Source organism: Streptomyces sp. NPDC127197, from assembly GCF_042672405.1.
GTDB classification, from domain to species: Bacteria; Actinomycetota; Actinomycetes; order Streptomycetales; family Streptomycetaceae; genus Streptomyces; species Streptomyces flavusporus.
Window position 1 is genome coordinate 141470 of the sequence record NZ_JBHXVG010000010.1, and the last position, 19970, is coordinate 161439.

At 70.4% G+C, this 19970-nt stretch carries 18 protein-coding genes, 1 pseudogene and 1 riboswitch; of the genes and pseudogenes, 10 read left to right on the top strand and 9 right to left on the bottom strand.

What is annotated here, in order from left to right:
- Positions 1-10 precede the first annotated feature (10 nt).
- The gene (locus tag ACFVJQ_RS18115) at positions 11-1078 is read left to right on the top strand and encodes a GNAT family N-acetyltransferase (protein WP_385784964.1); all 1068 of its coding nucleotides are present in this window, start codon (positions 11-13) and stop codon (positions 1076-1078) included.
- 15 nt (positions 1079-1093) lie between these two features.
- On the opposite strand, the gene ACFVJQ_RS18120 is transcribed toward ACFVJQ_RS18115, so the two are convergent.
- Positions 1094-1372, bottom strand: coding sequence for a DUF4031 domain-containing protein (locus tag ACFVJQ_RS18120; RefSeq protein WP_129798472.1), 279 nt, complete (start codon positions 1370-1372; stop codon positions 1094-1096).
- Complete coding sequence (locus ACFVJQ_RS18125) at positions 1369-1752, bottom strand: hypothetical protein (protein ID WP_385511107.1); 384 nt, start codon at positions 1750-1752, stop codon at positions 1369-1371. Before ACFVJQ_RS18125 ends, ACFVJQ_RS18120 begins: the two co-directional genes overlap by 4 nt.
- 55 nt (positions 1753-1807) lie before the next feature.
- Between ACFVJQ_RS18125 and ACFVJQ_RS18130 the strand changes: the two genes are divergently transcribed.
- The 5 genes and pseudogenes from ACFVJQ_RS18130 to ACFVJQ_RS18150 all read left to right on the top strand — a co-directional run.
- Positions 1808-2719 (top strand): MurR/RpiR family transcriptional regulator, encoded by a 912-nt coding sequence (locus ACFVJQ_RS18130; protein ID WP_224733391.1) that lies wholly within the window; start codon positions 1808-1810, stop codon positions 2717-2719.
- 112 nt (positions 2720-2831) lie between these two features.
- Entirely contained in the window at positions 2832-3767 is a 936-nt protein-coding gene (gene murQ, locus ACFVJQ_RS18135; RefSeq protein WP_385784969.1) for an N-acetylmuramic acid 6-phosphate etherase, read from the top strand.
- 16 nt (positions 3768-3783) lie between these two features.
- The gene (locus tag ACFVJQ_RS18140; RefSeq protein ID WP_385511113.1) at positions 3784-5181 is read left to right on the top strand and encodes a PTS transporter subunit EIIC; all 1398 of its coding nucleotides are present in this window, start codon (positions 3784-3786) and stop codon (positions 5179-5181) included.
- Between the two features lie 172 nt (positions 5182-5353).
- The gene (locus tag ACFVJQ_RS18145) at positions 5354-7564 is read left to right on the top strand and encodes an MMPL family transporter (RefSeq protein ID WP_385784972.1); all 2211 of its coding nucleotides are present in this window, start codon (positions 5354-5356) and stop codon (positions 7562-7564) included.
- A gap of 109 nt (positions 7565-7673) precedes the next feature.
- Positions 7674-8888 (top strand): annotated as a pseudogene (locus ACFVJQ_RS18150) (sensor histidine kinase); the annotation flags it as partial.
- Positions 8889-8929: 41 nt separating this feature from the next.
- Here ACFVJQ_RS18150 and ACFVJQ_RS18155 read toward each other — a convergent pair.
- A complete protein-coding gene (locus ACFVJQ_RS18155; RefSeq protein ID WP_385785128.1) occupies positions 8930-9319 on the bottom strand; it encodes a hypothetical protein in 390 nt (129 codons plus the stop codon).
- 254 nt (positions 9320-9573) lie between these two features.
- On the opposite strand from ACFVJQ_RS18155, the gene ACFVJQ_RS18160 reads away from it, so the two are divergent.
- From ACFVJQ_RS18160 to ACFVJQ_RS18175, 4 genes are all read left to right on the top strand, one after another.
- A complete protein-coding gene (locus ACFVJQ_RS18160; RefSeq protein WP_385511119.1) occupies positions 9574-10107 on the top strand; it encodes a DinB family protein in 534 nt (177 codons plus the stop codon).
- Positions 10108-10396: 289 nt separating this feature from the next.
- Positions 10397-11206: a hypothetical protein gene (locus ACFVJQ_RS18165; RefSeq protein ID WP_385511270.1), complete on the top strand. Its 810-nt coding sequence runs from the start codon at positions 10397-10399 to the stop codon at positions 11204-11206.
- A gap of 59 nt (positions 11207-11265) precedes the next feature.
- The gene (locus ACFVJQ_RS18170; RefSeq protein WP_385511120.1) at positions 11266-11946 is read left to right on the top strand and encodes a Uma2 family endonuclease; all 681 of its coding nucleotides are present in this window, start codon (positions 11266-11268) and stop codon (positions 11944-11946) included.
- Between the two features lie 5 nt (positions 11947-11951).
- A complete protein-coding gene (locus ACFVJQ_RS18175) occupies positions 11952-12521 on the top strand; it encodes a hypothetical protein (RefSeq protein ID WP_385265579.1) in 570 nt (189 codons plus the stop codon).
- Between the two features lie 22 nt (positions 12522-12543).
- Here ACFVJQ_RS18175 and ACFVJQ_RS18180 read toward each other — a convergent pair whose 3' ends face one another.
- The 6 genes from ACFVJQ_RS18180 to thrC all read right to left on the bottom strand — a co-directional run bounded on the left by ACFVJQ_RS18180 (position 12544) and on the right by thrC (position 19746).
- Positions 12544-14022, bottom strand: coding sequence for an MFS transporter (locus tag ACFVJQ_RS18180; protein ID WP_385784976.1), 1479 nt, complete (start codon positions 14020-14022; stop codon positions 12544-12546).
- Positions 14023-14174: 152 nt separating this feature from the next.
- Entirely contained in the window at positions 14175-15302 is a 1128-nt protein-coding gene (locus ACFVJQ_RS18185) for an NADH:flavin oxidoreductase (protein ID WP_385511123.1), read from the bottom strand.
- 192 nt (positions 15303-15494) lie between these two features.
- Positions 15495-17117: a chaperonin GroEL gene (gene groL, locus ACFVJQ_RS18190; protein WP_385511124.1), complete on the bottom strand. Its 1623-nt coding sequence runs from the start codon at positions 17115-17117 to the stop codon at positions 15495-15497.
- 299 nt (positions 17118-17416) lie between these two features.
- Positions 17417-17623 carry a cold-shock protein gene (locus ACFVJQ_RS18195; protein WP_030050353.1) on the bottom strand — a complete coding sequence of 69 codons (207 nt, stop codon included), beginning with the start codon at positions 17621-17623 and terminating at the stop codon, positions 17417-17419.
- Positions 17624-18062: 439 nt separating this feature from the next.
- Positions 18063-18338: a MoaD/ThiS family protein gene (locus ACFVJQ_RS18200; RefSeq protein ID WP_224736160.1), complete on the bottom strand. Its 276-nt coding sequence runs from the start codon at positions 18336-18338 to the stop codon at positions 18063-18065.
- 124 nt (positions 18339-18462) lie between these two features.
- Entirely contained in the window at positions 18463-19746 is a 1284-nt protein-coding gene (gene thrC / locus ACFVJQ_RS18205) for a threonine synthase (protein ID WP_385511125.1), read from the bottom strand.
- Positions 19747-19764: 18 nt separating this feature from the next.
- Positions 19765-19912, bottom strand: a riboswitch (SAM riboswitch).
- Positions 19913-19970: the final 58 nt, after the last annotated feature.

Here is a 19970-nt window from a genome sequence, read left to right on the forward strand (position 1 = left end):
CCTGCGGTGCATGACAGACATGGGTGGGGAACGGGTGCGGGAGGCCGTCGCGGGCGCCGTCGCGGTGCTGCGGACGGCGACCGAGCGGGACTGGGAGAGCGTCGACGCGGGCTCGCTGACGTGGAGTTGTCGCAGGACAGCCGAGCATGTCGCGAGCTGTCTGCTCGCGTACGCGGGCCAACTGGCGGGGCGGGTGCAGGGGGCTTACTCCCCGTTCAGGATCAGCATCGTGGACGGCACGAGCAACGAGGAGCTGCTCCAGGTCGTCGAGACAACCGGCGCGCTGCTCACCGCTGCCGTGCGCACCGCGCCCCGCGAGGCGCGCGCCTTCCACCCGTACCCCTTCCGCAGCGCGGGCCGCGACGGCTTCGCCGCGATGGGTGTCACCGAGGTGGTGCTGCACACGTACGACATCGCAGAGGGACTCAGCCTCACCTACGAACCCCCCGCCGAACTCGCCGAGTTCGCGCTCGGCACGATCTTCCCGCACGTCCAGCCCGGCCCCGACGCCTGGCGCACCCTGCTGTGGGCCACCGGCCGCGGCGAACTGCCCGGCCGCGCCCCGGTCACCGAGTGGCGCTGGAACAACAACCTCGTCATCCCCGCCGAGCGCCTCACTCTGGAAGGCGTCACGCCGCTGGCCGCCGCCGACCTCGCCGCGGGCGGCGACGGAGGGTTCGAGTGGGTCGAGGGCGGCCCGTTCGAGGGCACACGGGATGCCGCCGGGATGACCGCGAAGGCGTACGAGGCGGGGGTGCACCGCCCGGAGTTCGGGCTGTTCGTGCTCGTACGGCAGGAGGACGGCCGGACGGTCGGCGGCATGGGCTTTCACGGCGCCCCCGACGAGGACGGCCGCACCGAGATCGGCTACGACCTCGCCGAGTCCGCCCGCGGCCACGGCTACGCCACCGACGCGCTGCGGGCGCTGGCCGCGTGGGCGCTGGCACGGGAGGACGTACGGTCGCTGTTCGCGACGGTCGACCGGGACAACCTGCCGTCGCAGCGGGTCGTCGAGCGGGCCGGGTTCCTGCGGGTCAGCGAGGACGGGGAGCAGTTCGCCTATGAGCTGCTCCCCTGATCCAGCCTCTTCCGTCTACGAACTGCGGCCCTGATCCAGCCGCTTCCGCCTGCGCAATCCGGCGCCGTGCAGCAGCCGCACCACCTCGCGGCTGCTGACCTCCACCGCCCCGGCGCGCACCGCGTCGGCGTACCGATGGGAGGGGATGTCGTAGTGGTCCCGCTCGAAGGCCCGCCGGGGTGCCCCCAACTCCTCGGCGAACTTGTGGAGTTCGTCGTACGAGACATCGCTGATCAGATGCGACCACATGCGCCCGTGGCCCGGCCAGGTCGGCGGATCTATATAGACCGTCACGAGGACGGCGCCCCGCCCCCGCAGGATCCCAGCAGGCCGACCGCGGCGACCTTCACGCCCGCCTTGTGGCACACCCAGTGCGGGTCGGGCCCGAGCTCCGGTTCGACGTCCAGCGCATGAGGATCCCCGGAGCCGCACACCGGGCACAGCGGCCAGCGCCCGTACCGCTCCAGCAGCGCATCCTGAACGTCCTGGGCGACCAGCCCCGCCACATACGTGGCGCCCTCCGGCCACTGCTCCACCCACCAGCGCCGCTGCGCGACGGACTCCTCAACCAGCGACACGACGTCCGCCTCGGCGACCTGGTTCGCGACGAGGTCGGCGAGCACCAGGGCGCGGGCCGCGTGCAACGCCTGCTCAAGGGGGCTGATGGGGTCCATGTCCCCATTGTGCGCACTCTTGACCGCAACACCGAGCCGAAAATATCTTTCATCTGTGACCCGTAACGTGAAGGAAACTTTCGGGACGCCGCCGGCGCCCGCCGCCCTCGCCGCCAAGGTGCGCACGCTCGCCCCGTCGATGACGCGTTCCATGCAGCGGGTCGCCGAGGCCGTCGCGAACGACCCGGCCGGCTGCGCGGCCCTCACCGTCACCGGTCTCGCCGAACTCACCGGCACGAGCGAGGCGACCGTCGTCCGCACCGCCCGCCTGCTCGGCTACCCCGGCTACCGCGACCTGCGCCTCGCCCTCGCCGGTCTCGCCGCCCAGCAGCAGTCCGGCCGGGCGCCCGCCATAACGACCGACATCGCGGTCGACGACCCGATCGCCGACGTCGTCGCCAAACTCGCCTACGACGAACAGCAGACCCTCGCCGACACCGCGGCCGGCCTCGACATCGCCCAGCTCGGCGCCGCCGTCACCGCCCTGGCCGGCGCCCGCCGAGCCGACGTGTACGGCGTCGGCGCGTCCGGTCTGGTCGCGCAGGACCTCACGCAGAAGCTGCTGCGCATAGGTCTCATAGCCCACGCGCACAGCGACCCGCACCTCGCCGTCACCAACGCCGTGCAGCTGCGGGCGGGGGATGTCGCCATCGCCATCACCCACTCGGGCTCGACGGGTGACGTCATCGAGCCGTTGCGCGTCGCCTTCGAGCACGGGGCGACCACCGTCGCGATAACCGGCCGCCCGGACTCGTCGGTCACGCAGTACGCCGACCACGTCCTGACCACGTCCACGGCCCGGGAGAGCGAGCTGCGGCCGGCCGCGATGTCGTCGCGGACGAGTCAGTTGCTGGTGGTGGACTGTCTGTTCGTGGGGGTGGCGCAGCGGACGTATGAGACCGCGGGGCCGGCGCTGGCCGCTTCGTACGAGGCGTTGGCTCATCGGCATCGGAGTGGGCCTCGGTAGGCCGTAGGGCTGAATGTCGTGAGTTGTCTGCGGGCCGTATGTGGCTTGTCGCGCAGTTCTCCGCGCCCCTGGGGGCGTGACTTCAACTCGTAGTGAAAAGAGCCATTTCCTCATGACCTCCACATCCGATCCCCGTGACCTCCGAGCCGAGTTGGAGACACTCACCACCGAGGCGTTCCGCCCCGAGCTCGCCGAGATCGACCGGCTGCCCACCCTGGAGATCGCGGCGCTCATGAACGGCGAGGACGCCGGCGTACCCGCGGCCGTCGCCGAGCGGCTGCCGCAGATCGCCGCCGCGATCGACGACATCGCCACCCGCATGTCCCGCGGCGGCCGCCTCGTCTACGCCGGCGCCGGCACCGCGGGCCGCCTCGGTGTGCTCGACGCCTCCGAGTGCCCGCCCACCTTCAACACGGCCCCGGCGCAGGTCGTGGGCCTGATCGCGGGCGGCCCGGCGGCGATGGTCACCTCCGTCGAGGGCGCCGAGGACTCCGCCGAGCTGGCCCGGCAGGACCTGGACGCGCTGCACCTGACGCCGGACGACACGGTGGTCGGCATCTCCGCCTCCGGCCGCACCCCGTACGCGATCGGTGCCGTCGAGCACGCCCGCGCGCGCGGCGCCCTCACCGTCGGCCTGGCCTGCAACGCGCACAGCGCGCTCGCGGCCGCAGCGGACCATGGCATCGAGGTCGTCGTGGGTCCCGAGCTGCTCACCGGATCGACCCGGCTGAAGGCGGGCACGGCACAGAAGCTGGTGCTCAACATGCTCTCGACGATCACGATGATCCGCCTGGGCAAGACGTACGGGAACCTCATGGTCGACGTACGCGCCTCGAACGAGAAGCTGCGCGCCCGCTCCCGCCGGATCGTCGCCCTGGCCACCGGCGCGCCCGACGAGGAGATCGAACGCGCCCTCGCGGCAACCGACGGCGAGGTGAAGGCGGCCATCCTGACGATCGCCGGCGGGGTCGACGGGGGGACGGCCGCCCGCCTTCTGGAGGAGTCCGGCGGCCATCTGCGCGCGGCACTCGAGGCCGCGGCCCGCTGAGCAGCACCCTCGGGGCATGCGCAAAGACCCAGCCGAAGTAGCCGCCGCGCTCCTGCCCCTGGTCGGCGGCCCTGCGAACGTCACGTCCGTCGCCCACTGCATGACCCGGCTCCGCCTGGGCCTGGCCGACCCGTCCCGGGTGGCGGAGGAGCGGCTGAGGGCGCTGCCGGGGGTGCTCGGTGTCGTCGTGGACGACGACTCGTACCAGATCGTGCTCGGGCCGGGTGCGGTGGCGCGGGTGACGGCGGAGTTCGAGACGCTGGTCGGGCGGACGACGGCCGACGAACTGGCGGCGCGGGGCGCGGAGCTGAAGGAGGCCCGGCGTCGGCGCAACGCGACGCCGGGGAAGCTGGCCCTGCGCCGCGTCGCGAACATCTTCGTCCCGCTCATCCCCGCGCTGATCGGCTGCGGAGTGCTGGCGGGCATGAACGGGCTGCTGGTCAACGCGGGTTGGCTGCCGGCCGTGACCCCCGCCCTGTCCGCGATCGCCTCGGCCTTCATGGCCCTGATCGCGGTGTTCGTCGGCCACAACACGGCGAAGGAGTTCGGCGGCACACCCGTGCTGGGCGGCGCGGTCGCGGCGATCGTCGTGTACCCCGGCGTGGCGAAGGTGACGGCCTTCGGCCTGGCCCTGTCCCCCGGTCAGGGCGGGGTGCTGGGCGCGCTGGCGGCGGCGCTGCTCGGGACGTACGTGGAGAAGTGGTGCCGCAGACGGGTCCCGCCGACCCTGGACGTCCTGCTGACCCCGACACTGACGGTCCTCGTCGCCGGCCTGGCCACCCTCTACGGCCTGATGTACGCGGCCGGCGAGATCTCCACCGCCATCGGCACCGCCGCGAACTGGCTCCTCACCACGACCGGCGCCTTCGCGGGCCTGATCCTCGGCGGCCTGTTCCTCCCCCTGGTGATGCTGGGCCTCCACCAGGCCCTGATCCCCATCCACACCACCCTGATCGAACAGCAGGGCCACACGGTCCTGCTGCCCATCCTGGCCATGGCGGGCGCGGGCCAGGTGGGCGCGGCGATGGCGGTGTACGTCCGCCTGCGGCACGACACCTCCATCCGTACGACGATCAGGTCGGCGCTTCCGGCGGGCCTGCTGGGCGTGGGAGAGCCGTTGATCTACGGCGTCTCCCTCCCCCTGGGCCGCCCGTTCCTGACCGCCTGCGTGGGCGGGGCGGCGGGCGGCGCGTTCGTCGGCGTGTTCGCGATGCTCGGCGACCAGGTCGGCGCGACGGCGATCGGCCCGTCGGGGTGGGCGCTGTTCCCGCTGCTGGCCGGGAACGCGGGGTTGGGGGTCTCGGCGGCGATCTACGCGGGCGGGCTCCTGACGGGCTACGCGGTGGGCTTCGTGACGACGTACGCGGTCGGACTCGGCGCTGCCTCCGGTGACCGGACAACCTCTGCCCCATGAAGACCTCGGGCTGACAGGGAAGCGCCCTCCGTCGTCCCCGCGGCGGACCCGTCAGCCCCTCCGTACTGCGATTTCAGTAGCGCCGATTGTCGGCAGCCACACGACGACAGCGCGGCCCTCTCCCGGACAACCTGGGGCAGACGATCGCCCCCAGATGTGGAGACCTCCTGTCGTGGCTACTTTCCTGTATCGAGTGGGCCGTCTGGCCTTCCGGCGACGCTGGTACGTCGCCCTGGTCTGGGCGGCCGTCCTGGCTGCCGTCGGTCTGGGCGCTCTCAAGGCCCCGGGAGCCTCCGACGAGGAGTTCTCCATGCCGGGCATCGAGTCCCAGAAGGCGTTCGACCTGATGGAAGAGCGCTTCCCCGGGGCCTCGGCCGACGGCGCCACCGCCCGGGTCGTCTTCGTCGCGCCGAGCGGTGAGAAGGTCACCGCCGCCGAGAACAAGCGGGCCGTCGAGCAGGCCGTGGCTGAACTGGCCGACGGCACGCAGGTCGCGAGCGCCGTCGACCCGTTCCAGGCGCAGGCGGTCAGCAAGGACGGTACGACGGCGTACTCGACCGTCACCTACAAGGTCGGGTCCAACGACCTCACCGACGCCAGCAGGACCCACCTCGAGCAAGCCATCGACCAGGCCCGGGACTCCGGACTGACCGTCGAGGCCGGCGGGACCGCGATGGAGGACGGCGGCGGGGCGGGCGGGCTCGCCGAGGTGATCGGCGTCGCCGTCGCGGCCGTCGTCCTGCTGATCACCTTCGGTTCGCTGGCCGCGGCCGGCCTGCCGCTGCTGACCGCCCTGATCGGTGTCGGCGTCAGCATGGCCGCCGTCCTCGCCCTGTCCGACGCCCTCGGCCTGTCCACGACGACCGGCACCCTGGCGATGATGCTGGGTCTCGCGGTCGGCATCGACTACGCCCTGTTCGTCGTCTCCCGCTACCGCGAGGAACGCGCCAAGGGCCGTACGCCGCAGGAGGCGACCGCACTGGCGGTCGGCACGGCCGGGTCCGCGGTCGTGTTCGCCGGGCTGACCGTCGTCATCGCGCTCGCCGGGCTCGCGGTGGTCGGCATCCCGATGCTCACCAAGATGGGCCTGGCCGCTGCCGGCGCGGTCGTCGTCGCCGTACTGATCGCGCTGACGCTGGTCCCGGCGTTCCTCGGCTTCTGGCCGAACGCGGTGCTCCCGCGGCGGGCCCGTAAGAGCGGCCGTATCGAGGCGAGCAGCGAGAACAACGGCGGCACCCGCTGGGCGCGCTTCGTGCTGCGCCGCCCGCTGCCCGTGCTGCTGCTCGGTGTGGTCGGGCTCGGCGCGCTCGCGGTGCCGGTGACCGACCTGCAGCTGGGCATGCCCGGCGACGAGGCCAAGCCGACCTCCACCACCGAACGCCGGGCCTACGACGCGCTCGCGGAGGGCTTCGGGCCGGGCTTCAACGGGCCGTTGACCGTCGTCGTGGACGCCAAGGGCGACGACGACCCGAAGGCCGCCGCGGAGACGATCGCGAAGGAGATCGGCGCCACCGAGGGCATCGTGTCCGTCTCCCCGGCCCGTTTCAACGACGTCGGCGACACCGCCGTCTTCCAGGTCGTGCCGTCCACCGCGCCGACCGACGAGAAGACCAAGGACCTGGTGACGGCCATCCGCGGTGAGCGGCCCGGGGTCGAGTCCGAGACCGGGGCGTCCTTCGAGGTCACCGGCACCACCGCGCTGAACATCGACATCTCCGACAAGGTGCAGGCCGCGCTGGTCCCGTATCTCGTGGTCGTGGTCGGCCTGGCGATCGTTCTCCTGCTGGTGGTCTTCCGGTCCCTGCTCGTCCCGCTCAAGGCGGCCCTCGGCTTCCTGCTGTCGGTCCTGGCCTCCCTCGGCGTGGTCGTCCTGGTCTTCCAGCAGGGCCACGGCGCCGAACTCCTGGGCGTGGAACAGACCGGCCCGATCATGAGCCTGATGCCGATCTTCCTGGTGGGCATCGTCTTCGGCCTTGCCATGGACTACGAGGTCTTCCTCGTCTCGCGGATGCGGGAGGCGTACGTCCATGGCGAGTCGCCCCGCCAGGCGGTCACGTCCGGCTTCCGGTACAGCGCCCGCGTGGTCGTGGCCGCCGCGTTGATCATGATCGCGGTGTTCGCCGGGTTCGTCGGCGAGAGCGACTCCATGATCAAGATGATCGGGTTCGGCCTGGCATCCGCCGTCCTCTTCGACGCCTTCGTCGTACGGATGGCGATCGTGCTGGCCGTACTCGCCCTGCTCGGCGACAAGGCCTGGTGGCTGCCGAAGTGGCTGGACCGGCTGCTGCCCCGCGTCGATGTGGAGGGCGAGGCGCTCAGCCACCGCTCGGAGAAGGAGCCGGCTCCGGACACCACAGCCGACCTAGAACCGGTACGCACCTGATCCAACCGCCCCCACCGGGGCCGCCCGTGGCGAAGGACACGGGCGGCCCCTCGGGCGTTCCCACCCGGAGTCGCCCACCATGGACCCAGTCCACCGACCGGAGAGCCCGATGACCACCAGCCCGGAGCGGCGGTACGCGGACCGCCTGGAGAGTTTCTCGGAGCGCAACCCCGTCGTCGTCGACGTGGTCCTGGCCGCGGCGCTGATGGGCTCGGCGACCCTCGGCAGCATGCTCACCCTGCCCGGCGTCGAGCCGCTGGACCAGGACAGGACCGCCACCGTCCTCCTGGGCGTGGCCTGCCTCGCCCTGCTCAAGCACCGCAGCCACCCGCGCACCGCCCTCGTCGTCACCGCGGTCTGCACGGTGGTCGCGGTCGCACTGGGCTACCTGCTCACCCCCCTGCTGCTGGCACCCGTCATGGCGGCGCTCTACTGGCTGGCGACCCACACCGACCGCGGGACCACCCGCGTCTACGGCATCACCACCATGGTGGCGGTAACGGTCGCGGCAGGGGTCTCCGACTCCATGGACCACGTGTCGCTGCTGCTGAGGACCATCGGCCCGTTCTTCTGGCTGCTGCTGCCGCTCGCCGCCGGCAACATGACCCGGCTGCGACGCGCCTACCTCAAGGCGGTACAGGCCCGTGCCGAGCACGCGGAGCGCACCCGCGAGGAGGAGGCGCGGCTGCGGGTCACCGAGGAGCGCATGCGCATCGCCCGTGAGCTACACGACGTCGTCGCCCACCACATGGCACTCGCCAACGCCCAAGCGGGCACGGCCGCCCACCTCGCGCTCACCAATCCGCAGCAGACGCAGAAGATCCTCACCGATCTGACCGGCACCACGTCCTCCGCGCTGCGCGAGCTGAAGGCCACGCTGGGCCTGCTGCGGCAGAACGACGACCCGGACTCCGCACCGCTGGAGCCGTCCCCCGGCCTCACCCGCCTGCCCGAGCTGATCTCGGCATGCGCATCGGCAGGGCTCACCGTCACGGTCACCACGGAAGGGGAGCCCCAGTCGCTCTCACCCGGCGTGGACCTGACCGCGTTCCGGATCGTGCAGGAGGCGCTCACCAACGTCACCAAGCACGCCGCCGCGGAAGCCGCCCACGTACGGCTCGCGTACTCCGGCTCCCGTCTGCTGATCACGGTCAGCAACGACGGCCCGGCCACCGCTTCCCTTCCCGAAGCCGCGCAGAGCCGGGGGTTCGGCATGATGGGGATGCGCGAGCGCGCCCACTCCATCGGCGGCGAACTGTGTGCGGGCCCCCGCCCCGAGGGCGGCTTCGAAGTCACCACCGCACTGCCGCTGCGCCCTCTCGCCCGGCTACGCGGTGGGCTTCCTGACGATGTACGCGTTCGGACTCACAGCAACCGACTCTCCTGGTTGACACGCCGGACCCGCTCACGCAGCACCTCCTTGGGCAGCACCTCCCCCAGCGACTCCGGCGGACAGTCCCACTCCCGCCCACCGCACACGGGCCGCAGCTGCACCCGGCCGCCCACGTGTCCTCGCACCTCACCGACCCACCCGTCCCGCACGTCCTCGACGTACGCCCCCACCGGCGGGGTCTCCCCACGCAGCGCGGACGCCAGGCGCTCGGCCGTACGCACATTGCAGCGCCCCAGGTCGACGAGGGCGAACGGCTCGTCACTCGCCCCGGTCACCGGGTCGACGCACAACGACGGCAACACGACGCCGACTCCGTTCAGCGCCGCCCGCAACGACTCCACGATCTCTTCGGTCGACCGCACGCTTCCCTACCTCCACGCTGAGTTTCCGATTCACGACTCAGCGTGTCGACCATGCTTCTAACCTGGCCAGATACGGCGCCCCAACAACGTCGTCTGTCGGACAGGGAGTTGCCCATGCCAGGACCGAAGGGCCTCGATCCGTCGTCATCGCCGCGCGCGCTGCTGGGCGCGGAGCTCATATTCCGAGCGTCGGCCTGGTCGGCCTTCGTCAAAGCGGTCAGGAGCTGACCTCAATAACTCCTAGCGTGGCTGTCATGAATGAGACCACGCACCTCACCGCCACCGACGAACGCGCCGACCTGCTGGAGACGCTGGCCAAGCACCGGCACTTCCTGCGCCTCACCACCCGCGACCTCACCGACGAGCAGGCCGGGCAGCGAACCACCGTCAGCGAGCTGTGCCTGGGCGGCCTGATCAAACACGTCACGTCGACGGAGCGTCACTGGGCGGACTTCATCCTGAACGGCCCGTCGCCAAAGGACGACTTCACCGCCATGACTGAGGCCGACTGGGCCCGGCGGGCCGACGAGTTCCGGATGCTGCCCGGCGAGACACTGGCCGGCGTGCTGGCCGAGTACGCCGAAGTGGCCAGCCGAACCGACGAGTTGGTCGCCGCCCTGCCCGACCTGAACGCCGACCATCCGCTGCCCAAGGCCCCGTGGAACGAGCCCGGGGCTCGATGGTCGGCCCGCAGGGTGCTGCTGCACATCATCGCCGAAACGGCCCAGCACGCCGGCCACGCCGACATCATCCGCGAGTCCCTGGACGGCGCGAAGAGCATGGGCTGACGCACCGACCGCCCGGCCCGAAGCTCAAGCATCCAGCCCCGAGCCCTCTTTGCAAGGAATGGATGGAGGGCTCCAACCCACCCTCCCACCCGGCGAGTTGACTTGACGCGTTCGGCTTGCCACGCACAGTCACGGTCGTCTAGCGTGCCCGCATAACGAACAGCCCCCGCCAGGTGCTCGCAACACCTGCGGGGGCTTGACCAACGAGATCGACTGACAAGGACCCGATCCCGTGGCTGATGCCAAGCTTAGTGCTGCCTCCCTGACCGCGCACGCCTCCCCGCACCCGATGGCCAATCCGGGTTACGGAAAGCGCTCCGCGCCGGATCAACTCCCCCGCACGAACCACGACTTCGCCCACCTCCCACCCCGCGAAGCCGCCATCGCCGCCTACATCGACCGCCTCCCCGACGGCGCCGACATCTCAGTGAAAACGCTGGCCAAGCAGCTCCCGTACGGACAGTGCGCCCTGCGCACGGCGCTCAACAACCTCCAGCGGGCAGGTCACTTGCGCCGCGGTCGCGAACGCCTGGCCGACTCGGGAAGTCAACGCTGGATCACCCGAACGTGGTTCACCCGTACCGCACATGACGATGCCTGGTGGGCAGCGTTCACGCGGGGAGACGTACCCGAGCCGGAAGCGGAACCGCGACGCCCTACCCGCCCGCGCGCCCACATCCTCCTCGCCGCCCTCGGCCGTACAGCACCCGCCCTGTCCCTCTCCGAGGCCGACTGCGCGCAGCTCGCCCCGCTGCTGACCGAGTGGTTCGCGCGGGGCGCCACCGACGACGCCGTACTCCGCGCCCTGACCAACGGCTTGCCCACCCCGGTCCACTCCCCGGCCGCCCTGGTCCGCAACCGGCTGACCACCAAGCTGCCGCCAGAACCCGCACCCCGCCCGCCCCTCCGCATCCTGGAGTGCGCCGAGTGCGGCGTACCGGGACGCCCCGAAGCGCTCCCGGGTGGCGTCTGCGGCGCATGCCGGTGCGAACACACCCCTGCTCGCCCCAACACGCCGCTGCCCGCCTCCACAGTCCATGCCCGCGCGGCCGAGATCCGTGCCGCGATGTCCCAACGACGAGAAAGGACCTTCGTATGACGGCTCCTACGGTCCGACGCCACCACTCCGGGGCACGATGGGGAGAAGGAGGCAACGCCATGAACCCTGACACCACTGACTGCCCGCAGATGTCCGTCGAGGACTTCGACGAACTCGTCCGCAGGGCCCCGAGGGAGCTGCGGAACAGGCTGGAATTCCTCGGGGGGCGACTGTGCATCCGGCACGGTCCGCTCGACGTGGAGGAATTCGAGGAGCTTGCCGCCGTCGCCCCCGAAACCGTGCGGCTGGAGTACATCAGCGGAAAGGTAGCGGTCAAGGCAATGCCGGACGGCAACCACGGCGAGATCTTCATGTGGCTGCTGCGCCAGTGTATGCAGCAACGTCCCGAGCTGAACCTCATGCCCGAGCGAGGCGTCAAGACAGAGGCCTATCGGAAGGGCCGCGCCCGCACGGACGGTTTTCTGGCACCGGTGGACCACTTCAAGGGCCACGGAGAGTGGTCCGTAGCTGACGGCGCTCTCATGGCCGTAGAGATCACCTCCCGCGACCGCGACACCGACCAGCGCGACCGCATCGACAAGCCCACCGGCTACGCGGCGGCCGAAATCCCTGTCTACCTCCTCATCGACCGCGACATCGACATGGTCACCGTGTTCAGCGAGCCCAAGGACGGCCGCTACCTGCAGTCCGCCTCCTACCCGTATGGAGCGGTGGTCGAGCTCCCCACCCCCGTCAACATCACCCTCGCCACCGAAAAGCTCAAGGACTACGCAGACTGACCTTTATGAACCACGCCCAGCTCACCGCCCTCGGCCGTGCCCTCCGTCTCCTCGGCGAGCACGGCGAAGCCCTCACCCCCGACACTCCGGACGCCAAGCTGCACGAGGTCAAGGCGGATCTGCAACGCGCCCTGGATCTGCTGGAGGAGAGCGTCAGCACGGCCGCGCCCACCACCCGCTGCCCGGAGCATCCCACCGGCCCCGTCGACGAGAGCGCCCCCGACCTCTGTCTGCTGTGCGAGACCCGGCGCCGGGCGGCCCGCCGCGCCGAGTTCAACGGGCCCTCCGCGCCACCCCGCCCCACCGGAAACGCCCCCTCCCGGTACGGCGTGCGCGCCGACCGCCCCCAGCCCCAGCAGCGCTGGCTCCCGGAGCTGTGGAACGGTCAGGAGTGGCAGTTGTGCGGCACCCCGCGCCGGGACCGCCGTGAGGCCGAGCTGTACATCGCAGCCCAGCGGCGCGGCTCCCGGCCCGCCATGGCGTACCGCCTGGTGCACGAGTTCACCGACTACGAGGTGCTGCGCGTATGGGGCACACCGGTGCGGGTCGACATCGAGCCGATGGGCAACCTGTAGGCCGTACGACGAGCTCGAACGCCTACGCCTTCACTGCGGAGACCTGCGCCGGTTCCGCCTCTGCGGCCGCCGCCGCCCCGGCCGCCGGACGCCCGCGCGGGATGAACGACGCGACGGCGAAGGCGAGCAGGGCCGCTCCCGCGCCGATCGCGAGAACCGTGCGGAAGCCGTCCTGGGAGGGCAGCGCTACGGGGCCGAGGTTGATGGTCATCTGGGCCAGGATGACGCCCGCCACCGCGCTCGCCGTGGACGTACCGATGGACCGCATCAGGGTGTTGAGGCTGTTGGCCGCGGCCGTCTCGGAGGGGTCCACCGCGCCCATGATGAGCGCGGGCATCGAGCCGTAGGTGAAGCCGATGCCGGCGCCGATGACGCAGGAGACCAGGACGAAGTGCCAGACGGCGTCCATCAGCACGATGTTCAGGCCGTAGCCTCCGGCCACGATCAGGGCACCGATCATCAGAGTGACCTTCGGGCCCTTGGCCTTGGACACGGCGGCGGAGACCGGTGCCGTCAGCATCATCACCAGACCGGATGGCGCCATGACCAGACCGGCGGCGAGCATCGACTGGCCCAGGCCGTAGCCGGTGGCCTCGGGCGCCTGCAGCATCTGCGGAATGACCAGGGACATCGCGAACATCGCGAAGCCGACGGCCACCGAGGCGAGGTTCGTCACCAGCACCTGGCGGCGGGCCGTGGACCGCAGGTCCACCAGCGGCTGGGTGACGCGCAGCTCCCACCGGCCCCACACCAGCAGGACGACGACGGCCGCGGCGAACAGGCTGAGCGTGGTGCCGCTGGTCCAGCCCCAGTCCGCCCCCTTGGAGATGCCCAGGAGCAGGCAGACCAGGCCGACTGCCAGGCCGAGTGCGCCGATCAGGTCGAACCGTCCGCCGGTGCGGACCTTCGACTCGGGTACGAGGGTCAGGACGAGGACACCGGCCACGACACCGAGGGCGGCCGAGGTCCAGAAGAGGACGTGCCAGTCGAAGTTGTCGGCGATGAGCGCGGCGGCGGGCAGACCGAGGGCGCCGCCGACGCCGAGGGAGGCGCTCATCAGCGCGGTGGCGGAACCGAGCCGTTCGGCGGGCAGTTCGTCGCGCATGATGCTGATGCCGAGCGGGATGACACCGGAGGCCAGGCCCTGCAGCACCCGTCCGACGATCATCGGGACCAGGGAGTCGCTCAGCGCGGCCGTGACCGAGCCGGCCACCAGCAGGACCACGCTGACCAGCAGCATGCGGCGCTTGCCGTACATGTCACCGAGCCGGCCCATCACCGGCGTGGCGACGGCGGCGGCGAGCAGCGTGGCGGTGACGGCCCAGGCGGTGTCCGAGGAGGGGGCGTCCAGGAGCTGCGGCAGCTCCGGGACGATCGGGATCACCAGGGTCTGCATCAGGGAGACGACGATTCCGGCGAAGGCCAGCACCGCCACCACGGCGTTCGACCTCGACGGGGCTGTTCCCCCGGCGTCGGCGGGTCGGGCAGGGGCGTGGGACATGACTGGCCTCCGGTCGCGATGAGTGATGCTTGACTCAGGCAACCTTAAGTCAATTGCTTGACTTACTCAAGAAATCCCGGTCACGGCTGGACCAGAAGAGCGACGGCCCCGGCGTGCACTGCATCGCCAGGGCCGCCCACTGCCACCGACCGTCAGCTCAGCGACCTCAGCGACGCCGCGTCGTACGGGGCCAGTTCGTCGAACCGGCCCGCCAGCACCTTCGCCGCCCACTGCGGGTCCTGGAGCAGCGCGCGGCCGACGGCCACGAGGTCGAACTCGTCGCGCTCCAGGCGGTCCAGGAGGTTGTCGAGGCTGCCCACCCCGGCACCCTCCCCCTGGAAGGCCTTGAGGAACTCACCGTCCAGGCCGACCGAGCCGACGGTGATGGCGGGCTTACCGGTCAGCTTCTTCGTCCAGCCCGCGAGATTGAGGTCCGAACCCTCGAACTCCGGAAGCCAGTAGCGGCGCGTGGAGGCGTGGAAGGCGTCGACGCCGGCCGACGCCAGCGGGGTCAGGATCGCCTCCAGCTCCTCCGGCGTCTCGGCGAGCCGCGCGTCGTAGGCCTCCTGCTTCCACTGCGAGTAGCGGAAGATGACCGGGAAGTCCGGCGAGACCGCCTCCCGGACGGCGGCCACGATCTCCGTCGCGAACTTCGCACGGGCCACCGGGTCGCCGCCGTAGGCGTCCGTACGGCGGTTGGTGCCCGCCCACAGGAACTGGTCGATGAGGTAGCCGTGGGCGCCGTGCAGTTCCACGCCGTCGAAGCCGATCCGCTCGGCCGCGGCGGCGGCCTCGGCGAAGGCCGCGACGACGTCGTCCAGGTCCCGCTGGGTCATGGCCTTGCCGGTGCCGTCCGTGCCGTCCAGGCGCAGCCCGGACGGGCCGACCGCCGGGGCCTCGGGGAACGGCGGCTTGCCCGCGCTGCGCACCATGCCGATGTGCCAGAGCTGCGGCACGATCCGGCCGCCGGCCGCGTGCACCTCCTCGGCGACCTTCGCCCAGCCGGCCAGCTGCTCCTCGCCGTGGAAGCGCGGGACGTCAGCGCTCTCTCCGGCGGAGTCGTGGCCGACGTAGGTGCCCTCGGTGACGATCAGACCGACGCCCGCGGCCGCGCGGCGGGAGTAGTACGACGCCACCTCCGCGCCGGGGATGCCGCCCGGGGAGAAGGAGCGGGTCATCGGCGCCATCACGATGCGGTTGGGGACGGTCAGGCCGCCCACGGTGAAGGGGCGGGCGAGGACCTGGGTCGCTCGGGAGACGGAGGACGCGGTGACGGTCATGTGGAGGTTTCCTCGGAGCAGCTCGACGATAGATGCGCGTGCATACTTGCACAGCATTAACTTCCTCGCCGGACCCCGCATTCCGCCCCCTTTCCGACTCCGGTGTGATCCCGGACACGCCCGAGGGCGGCACCCCCTGCTGCCAGGGAGTGCCGCCCTCGGTCCAACGGACGGTCGATCAACCGGAGTTGATCAGAAGTCCATGTCACCGCCCGGCATGCCGCCGCCGGCGGGCGCGGCGGCCTTCTCCGGCTTGTCGGCGATGACGGCCTCGGTGGTGAGGAACAGCGCGGCGATGGAGGCGGCGTTCTGCAGGGCAGAGCGGGTCACCTTCGCCGGGTCGATGATGCCTTCCTTGACCAGGTCGACGTACTCACCGGTCGCGGCGTTCAGGCCGTGACCCGGGGTCAGGCCGCGCACCTTCTCGACCACGACGCCGCCCTCGAGGCCGGCGTTGACGGCGATCTGCTTCAGCGGCGCCTCGAGCGCGAGCTTCACGGCCTGGGCGCCGGTCGCCTCGTCACCCTCGAGCTCCAGCTTCTCGAACACCTGGGAGGCCTGGAGCAGGGCCACGCCACCACCGGCGACGATGCCCTCCTCGACGGCCGCCTTCGCGTTGCGGACGGCGTCCTCGATGCGGTGCTTGCGCTCCTTGAGCTCGACCTCGGTGGCGGCACCGGCCTTGATGACGGCCACGCCGCCGGCCAGCTTCGCCAGGCGCTCCTGGAGCTTCTCGCGGTCGTAGTCCGAGTCGCTGTTCTCGATCTCGGCGCGGATCTGGTTGACCCGGCCGGCGACCTGGTCGGCGGAGCCGGCGCCGTCGACGATGGTGGTCTCGTCCTTGGTGATGACGACCTTGCGGGCGCGGCCCAGGAGGTCCAGGGTCGCGTTCTCCAGCTTGAGGCCGACCTCCTCGGAGATGACCTCGCCGCCCGTGAGGATGGCGATGTCGCCGAGCATGGCCTTGCGGCGGTCACCGAAGCCCGGGGCCTTGACGGCGACGGACTTGAAGGTGCCGCGGATCTTGTTGACGACCAGGGTCGACAGGGCCTCGCCCTCGACGTCCTCGGCGATGATCAGCAGCGGCTTGCCCGACTGCATGACCTTCTCCAGGAGCGGGAGCAGGTCCTTGACGTTGGAGATCTTGGAGTTGGCGATGAGGATGTAGGGGTCCTCGAGCGACGCCTCCATGCGCTCCATGTCGGTGGCGAAGTACGCCGAGATGTAGCCCTTGTCGAAGCGCATGCCCTCGGTGAGCTCGAGCTCGAGACCGAAGGTCTGCGACTCCTCGACGGTGATGACGCCTTCCTTGCCGACCTTGTCCATCGCCTCGGCGATGAGCTCGCCGATCTGGGTGTCGGCGGCGGAGATGGAGGCCGTGGAGGCGATCTGCTCCTTGGTCTCGACCTCCTTGGCCTGGTCGAGCAGCGCACCGGAGACGGCCTCGACGGCCTTCTCGATACCGCGCTTCAGGGCCATCGGGTTGGCACCGGCGGCGACGTTGCGCAGGCCCTCCTTGACCAGGGCCTGGGCGAGAACGGTCGCCGTGGTCGTACCGTCACCGGCGACGTCGTCCGTCTTCTTGGCGACTTCCTTGACCAGCTCGGCGCCGATCTTCTCGTACGGGTCCTCGAGCTCGATCTCCTTGGCGATGGAGACACCGTCGTTGGTGATCGTGGGGGCGCCCCACTTCTTCTCGAGGACGACGTTGCGGCCCTTGGGGCCGAGGGTGACCTTGACGGCGTCCGCGAGCTGGTTCATGCCGCGCTCGAGGCCGCGCCGCGCCTCCTCGTCGAACGCGATGATCTTGGCCATGTGAAGTGGTCCTCCCGGACTGGGGTGGATTGCTCCGGACCGCGCTGGCGCCCGCGACGGACGGCTCGCACACCTCGTGGTTCCTTGCCCCACCCGGCTTGCGGCCTCACCGACCCGGTCCTTCTTTGTCACTCTCACCTTCAGAGTGCTAACGCCAATGATTAGCACTCGCCCCTGCCGAGTGCAAGCGCCTCCCACGGACTGAGGTCGGCCTCCGGGCAGACCGAAGGGCTCGCACCCCGGGAGGTGCGAGCCCTTCGAAGATGAACAGAAGAACGTCGCTGCAGTCGGCGCGTGCTTCAGCTGGCCGCGAGCCGGACCATGTCCGCCTGCGGCCCCTTCTGGCCCTGCGAGATCTCGAAATCGACCCGCTGGCCCTCTTCCAGGGTGCGGTATCCGTCCATCTGGATCGCGCTGTAGTGGACGAAAACATCCGCACCACCGTCGACCGCGATGAAGCCGTACCCCTTCTCCGCGTTGAACCACTTGACGGTGCCCTGAGCCATGCCTAACTCCCCTATTACTGGCCCTTGCACAGATCCACACTTCGCGGATCCGGGTCAGACCTCACCCCCCATTGGTTGGGGGCGTGCGCCGGAACGCGTCGACCGCGGCTGAATGTATCTGTCCAACTGCCGTCTGCAACAGGTCAATCGGACGAGAAATCTGGGCACCGAGGGTCGGGAATTTGCGGAGAATTCGCCCGAATTCAGGGCAAGTCGGGCCCCATAAAGGGAATAAAAGACGCAAAAGAGCCACACAGTTTGGCTGCTTCTTATCGCACGCGGAGCCGGAACTCATATGCGTCCGGCATGCGGGTCGCAGCGGGTTCCCCAACTGTACCGCGCTCAATCACACAGAATTGCCCCCTCCGCTTCTCTCACGGAGGGGGCAATTCGATGAACAATGCGTAACCTGCGTTACTCACGGTAACGCAGGAGCGTGTCAGCCGCCCGCGACCGCCGGAATGATGGAGACGCCCGCGCCGTCCGGCGTCGCCGTCTCCAGGCCCTGCTCGAAACGGACGTCGTCGTCGTTGACGTACACGTTGACGAAGCGACGCAGCTTGCCCTGGTCGTCCAGGACGCGGGCCGAGATGCCCGTGTGGTTCTTCTCCAGATCGGCGATGACCTCGGCGAGGGTCGCACCCTCGGCGGCGACCTCTGCCTGCCCGCCGGTGTAGGTGCGCAGGATGGTGGGGATGCGGACGGTGACGCTCATGCGGTGTGACCTCCGGTCGAGTACACAGGGACGGCGGGGCAGCGCCCCAGGGGCGCGGGGAACTGCGCGACCAGCCCCCACCGGTCCGCAGCGTGAATTCGGCCTTCCGGCGGAGCGCCCCCGCTCATGCGAGGCCAGCCTCTCGGAAGGAGTCAAGGTTCGGGCGGATGGTGGCGGTCAGGCCGGTGCCGGCCACCGCGTCAAGGGTCTTCAGGCCGTCGCCGGTGTTGAGGACGACCGTCGTCAGGGTCGGGTCGAGTACGCCGTTCTCGATCAGCTTGCGCGTGACGCCGACCGTCACGCCACCCGCCGTCTCGGCGAAAATGCCCTCGGTCCGGGCGAGCAGCTTGATCGCGTCCACGATCTGCTCGTCCGTCACGTCCTCCACCGCACCGCCCGTACGGCGCGCGATGTCCAGGACGTACGGCCCGTCCGCGGGGTTGCCGATGGCCAGCGACTTGGCGATGGTGTCGGGCTTCTGCGGCCGGACGACGTCGTGGCCCCCCTTGAAGGCCACCGACACCGGCGAGCAGCCCTCGGCCTGCGCGCCGAAGATCTTGTACGGCCTGTCCTCGACCAGCCCGAGCTTGATCAGCTCCTGGAGACCCTTGTCGATCTTCGTGAGCTGGGAGCCGGAGGCGATCGGCACGACGATCTGGTCGGGCAGCTGCCAGCCGAGCTGCTCGCAGATCTCGTACGCCAGGGTCTTGGAGCCCTCCGCGTAGTACGGCCGCAGGTTGACGTTGACGAAGCCCCAGCCCTCGCCGGCCGGGTCGCCGATCAGCTCGGAGCAGAAGCGGTTCACGTCGTCGTAGTTGCCCTCGATGCCGACGAGTTCGCCGCCGTAGACCGCGGCCATGACGACCTTGCCCTGCTCGAGGTCGTGCGGGATGAACACGCAGGAGCGGAAGCCGGCGCGGGCCGCCGCGGCGCCCACCGCACCGGCCAGGTTGCCGGTGGAGGAGCAGGACAGGGTGGTGAAGCCGAAGGCGCGGGCGGCCTCCAGGGCCTGGGCGACCACGCGGTCCTTGAAGGAGTGGGTCGGGTTGCCGGAGTCGTCCTTCACGTACAGCCCGCCGGTGACGCCGAGTTCGCGCGCGAGGTTGTCGGCCTTGACGAGCTTGGTCCAGCCCGGGTTCAGGTTCGGCTTGCCGGCCACGTCCGCGGGGACGGGCAGCAGGGGTGCGTAACGCCAGATGTTCGACGGTCCCGCCTCGATGCGCTTGCGGAGCTCCTCGGCGTCGTACGCAGAGAAGTCGTACGCGATCTCGAGCGGGCCGAAACACTCCTCGCACGCGAAGACCGGGCCGAGCGGTACGCGGTGGCCGCACTCGCGACAGGACAGCGCGGCGGCGGGACCGAGGTCGACGGTGGGAGTGCTGGTGCTTTCGACAGTCTGCACAGCCATGTGAGGCGAGGCCCTTTCTCCTCATCTTCCTCACGACGCATCTCGCCGTGAGACGGAATTGGCACCTTCCCTAGCCGGGAGCCTCACCACGTCTGCGTGACAAGAACCGGCTGGAGGGTTGCCGGGGCTTCATCGGGCCGTTTCCCTCTGCCCCTCTGGATGAGCTGTATGTGGTTGTAGACGCAAACAACCCCCGACATGCGATGGTCATCAGCGTTGTTCAA

Excerpts from the sequence above, each read along its gene's own strand:
- ACFVJQ_RS18115 (WP_385784964.1), top strand. The coding sequence starts at position 11 with ATGACAGACATGGGTGGGGAACGGGTGCGGGAGGCCGTCGCGGGCGCC.
- ACFVJQ_RS18125 (WP_385511107.1), bottom strand. The coding sequence starts at position 1,752 with ATGGACCCCATCAGCCCCCTTGAGCAGGCGTTGCACGCGGCCCGCGCC.
- murQ (WP_385784969.1), top strand. The coding sequence starts at position 2,832 with ATGACCTCCACATCCGATCCCCGTGACCTCCGAGCCGAGTTGGAGACA.
- ACFVJQ_RS18140 (WP_385511113.1), top strand. The coding sequence starts at position 3,784 with ATGCGCAAAGACCCAGCCGAAGTAGCCGCCGCGCTCCTGCCCCTGGTC.
- ACFVJQ_RS18160 (WP_385511119.1), top strand. The coding sequence starts at position 9,574 with ATGAATGAGACCACGCACCTCACCGCCACCGACGAACGCGCCGACCTG.
- ACFVJQ_RS18165 (WP_385511270.1), top strand. The coding sequence starts at position 10,397 with ATGGCCAATCCGGGTTACGGAAAGCGCTCCGCGCCGGATCAACTCCCC.
- ACFVJQ_RS18170 (WP_385511120.1), top strand. The coding sequence starts at position 11,266 with ATGAACCCTGACACCACTGACTGCCCGCAGATGTCCGTCGAGGACTTC.
- ACFVJQ_RS18175 (WP_385265579.1), top strand. The coding sequence starts at position 11,952 with ATGAACCACGCCCAGCTCACCGCCCTCGGCCGTGCCCTCCGTCTCCTC.
- ACFVJQ_RS18180 (WP_385784976.1), bottom strand. The coding sequence starts at position 14,022 with ATGTCCCACGCCCCTGCCCGACCCGCCGACGCCGGGGGAACAGCCCCG.
- ACFVJQ_RS18185 (WP_385511123.1), bottom strand. The coding sequence starts at position 15,302 with ATGACCGTCACCGCGTCCTCCGTCTCCCGAGCGACCCAGGTCCTCGCC.
- groL (WP_385511124.1), bottom strand. The coding sequence starts at position 17,117 with ATGGCCAAGATCATCGCGTTCGACGAGGAGGCGCGGCGCGGCCTCGAG.
- ACFVJQ_RS18195 (WP_030050353.1), bottom strand. The coding sequence starts at position 17,623 with ATGGCTCAGGGCACCGTCAAGTGGTTCAACGCGGAGAAGGGGTACGGC.
- ACFVJQ_RS18200 (WP_224736160.1), bottom strand. The coding sequence starts at position 18,338 with ATGAGCGTCACCGTCCGCATCCCCACCATCCTGCGCACCTACACCGGC.
- thrC (WP_385511125.1), bottom strand. The coding sequence starts at position 19,746 with ATGGCTGTGCAGACTGTCGAAAGCACCAGCACTCCCACCGTCGACCTC.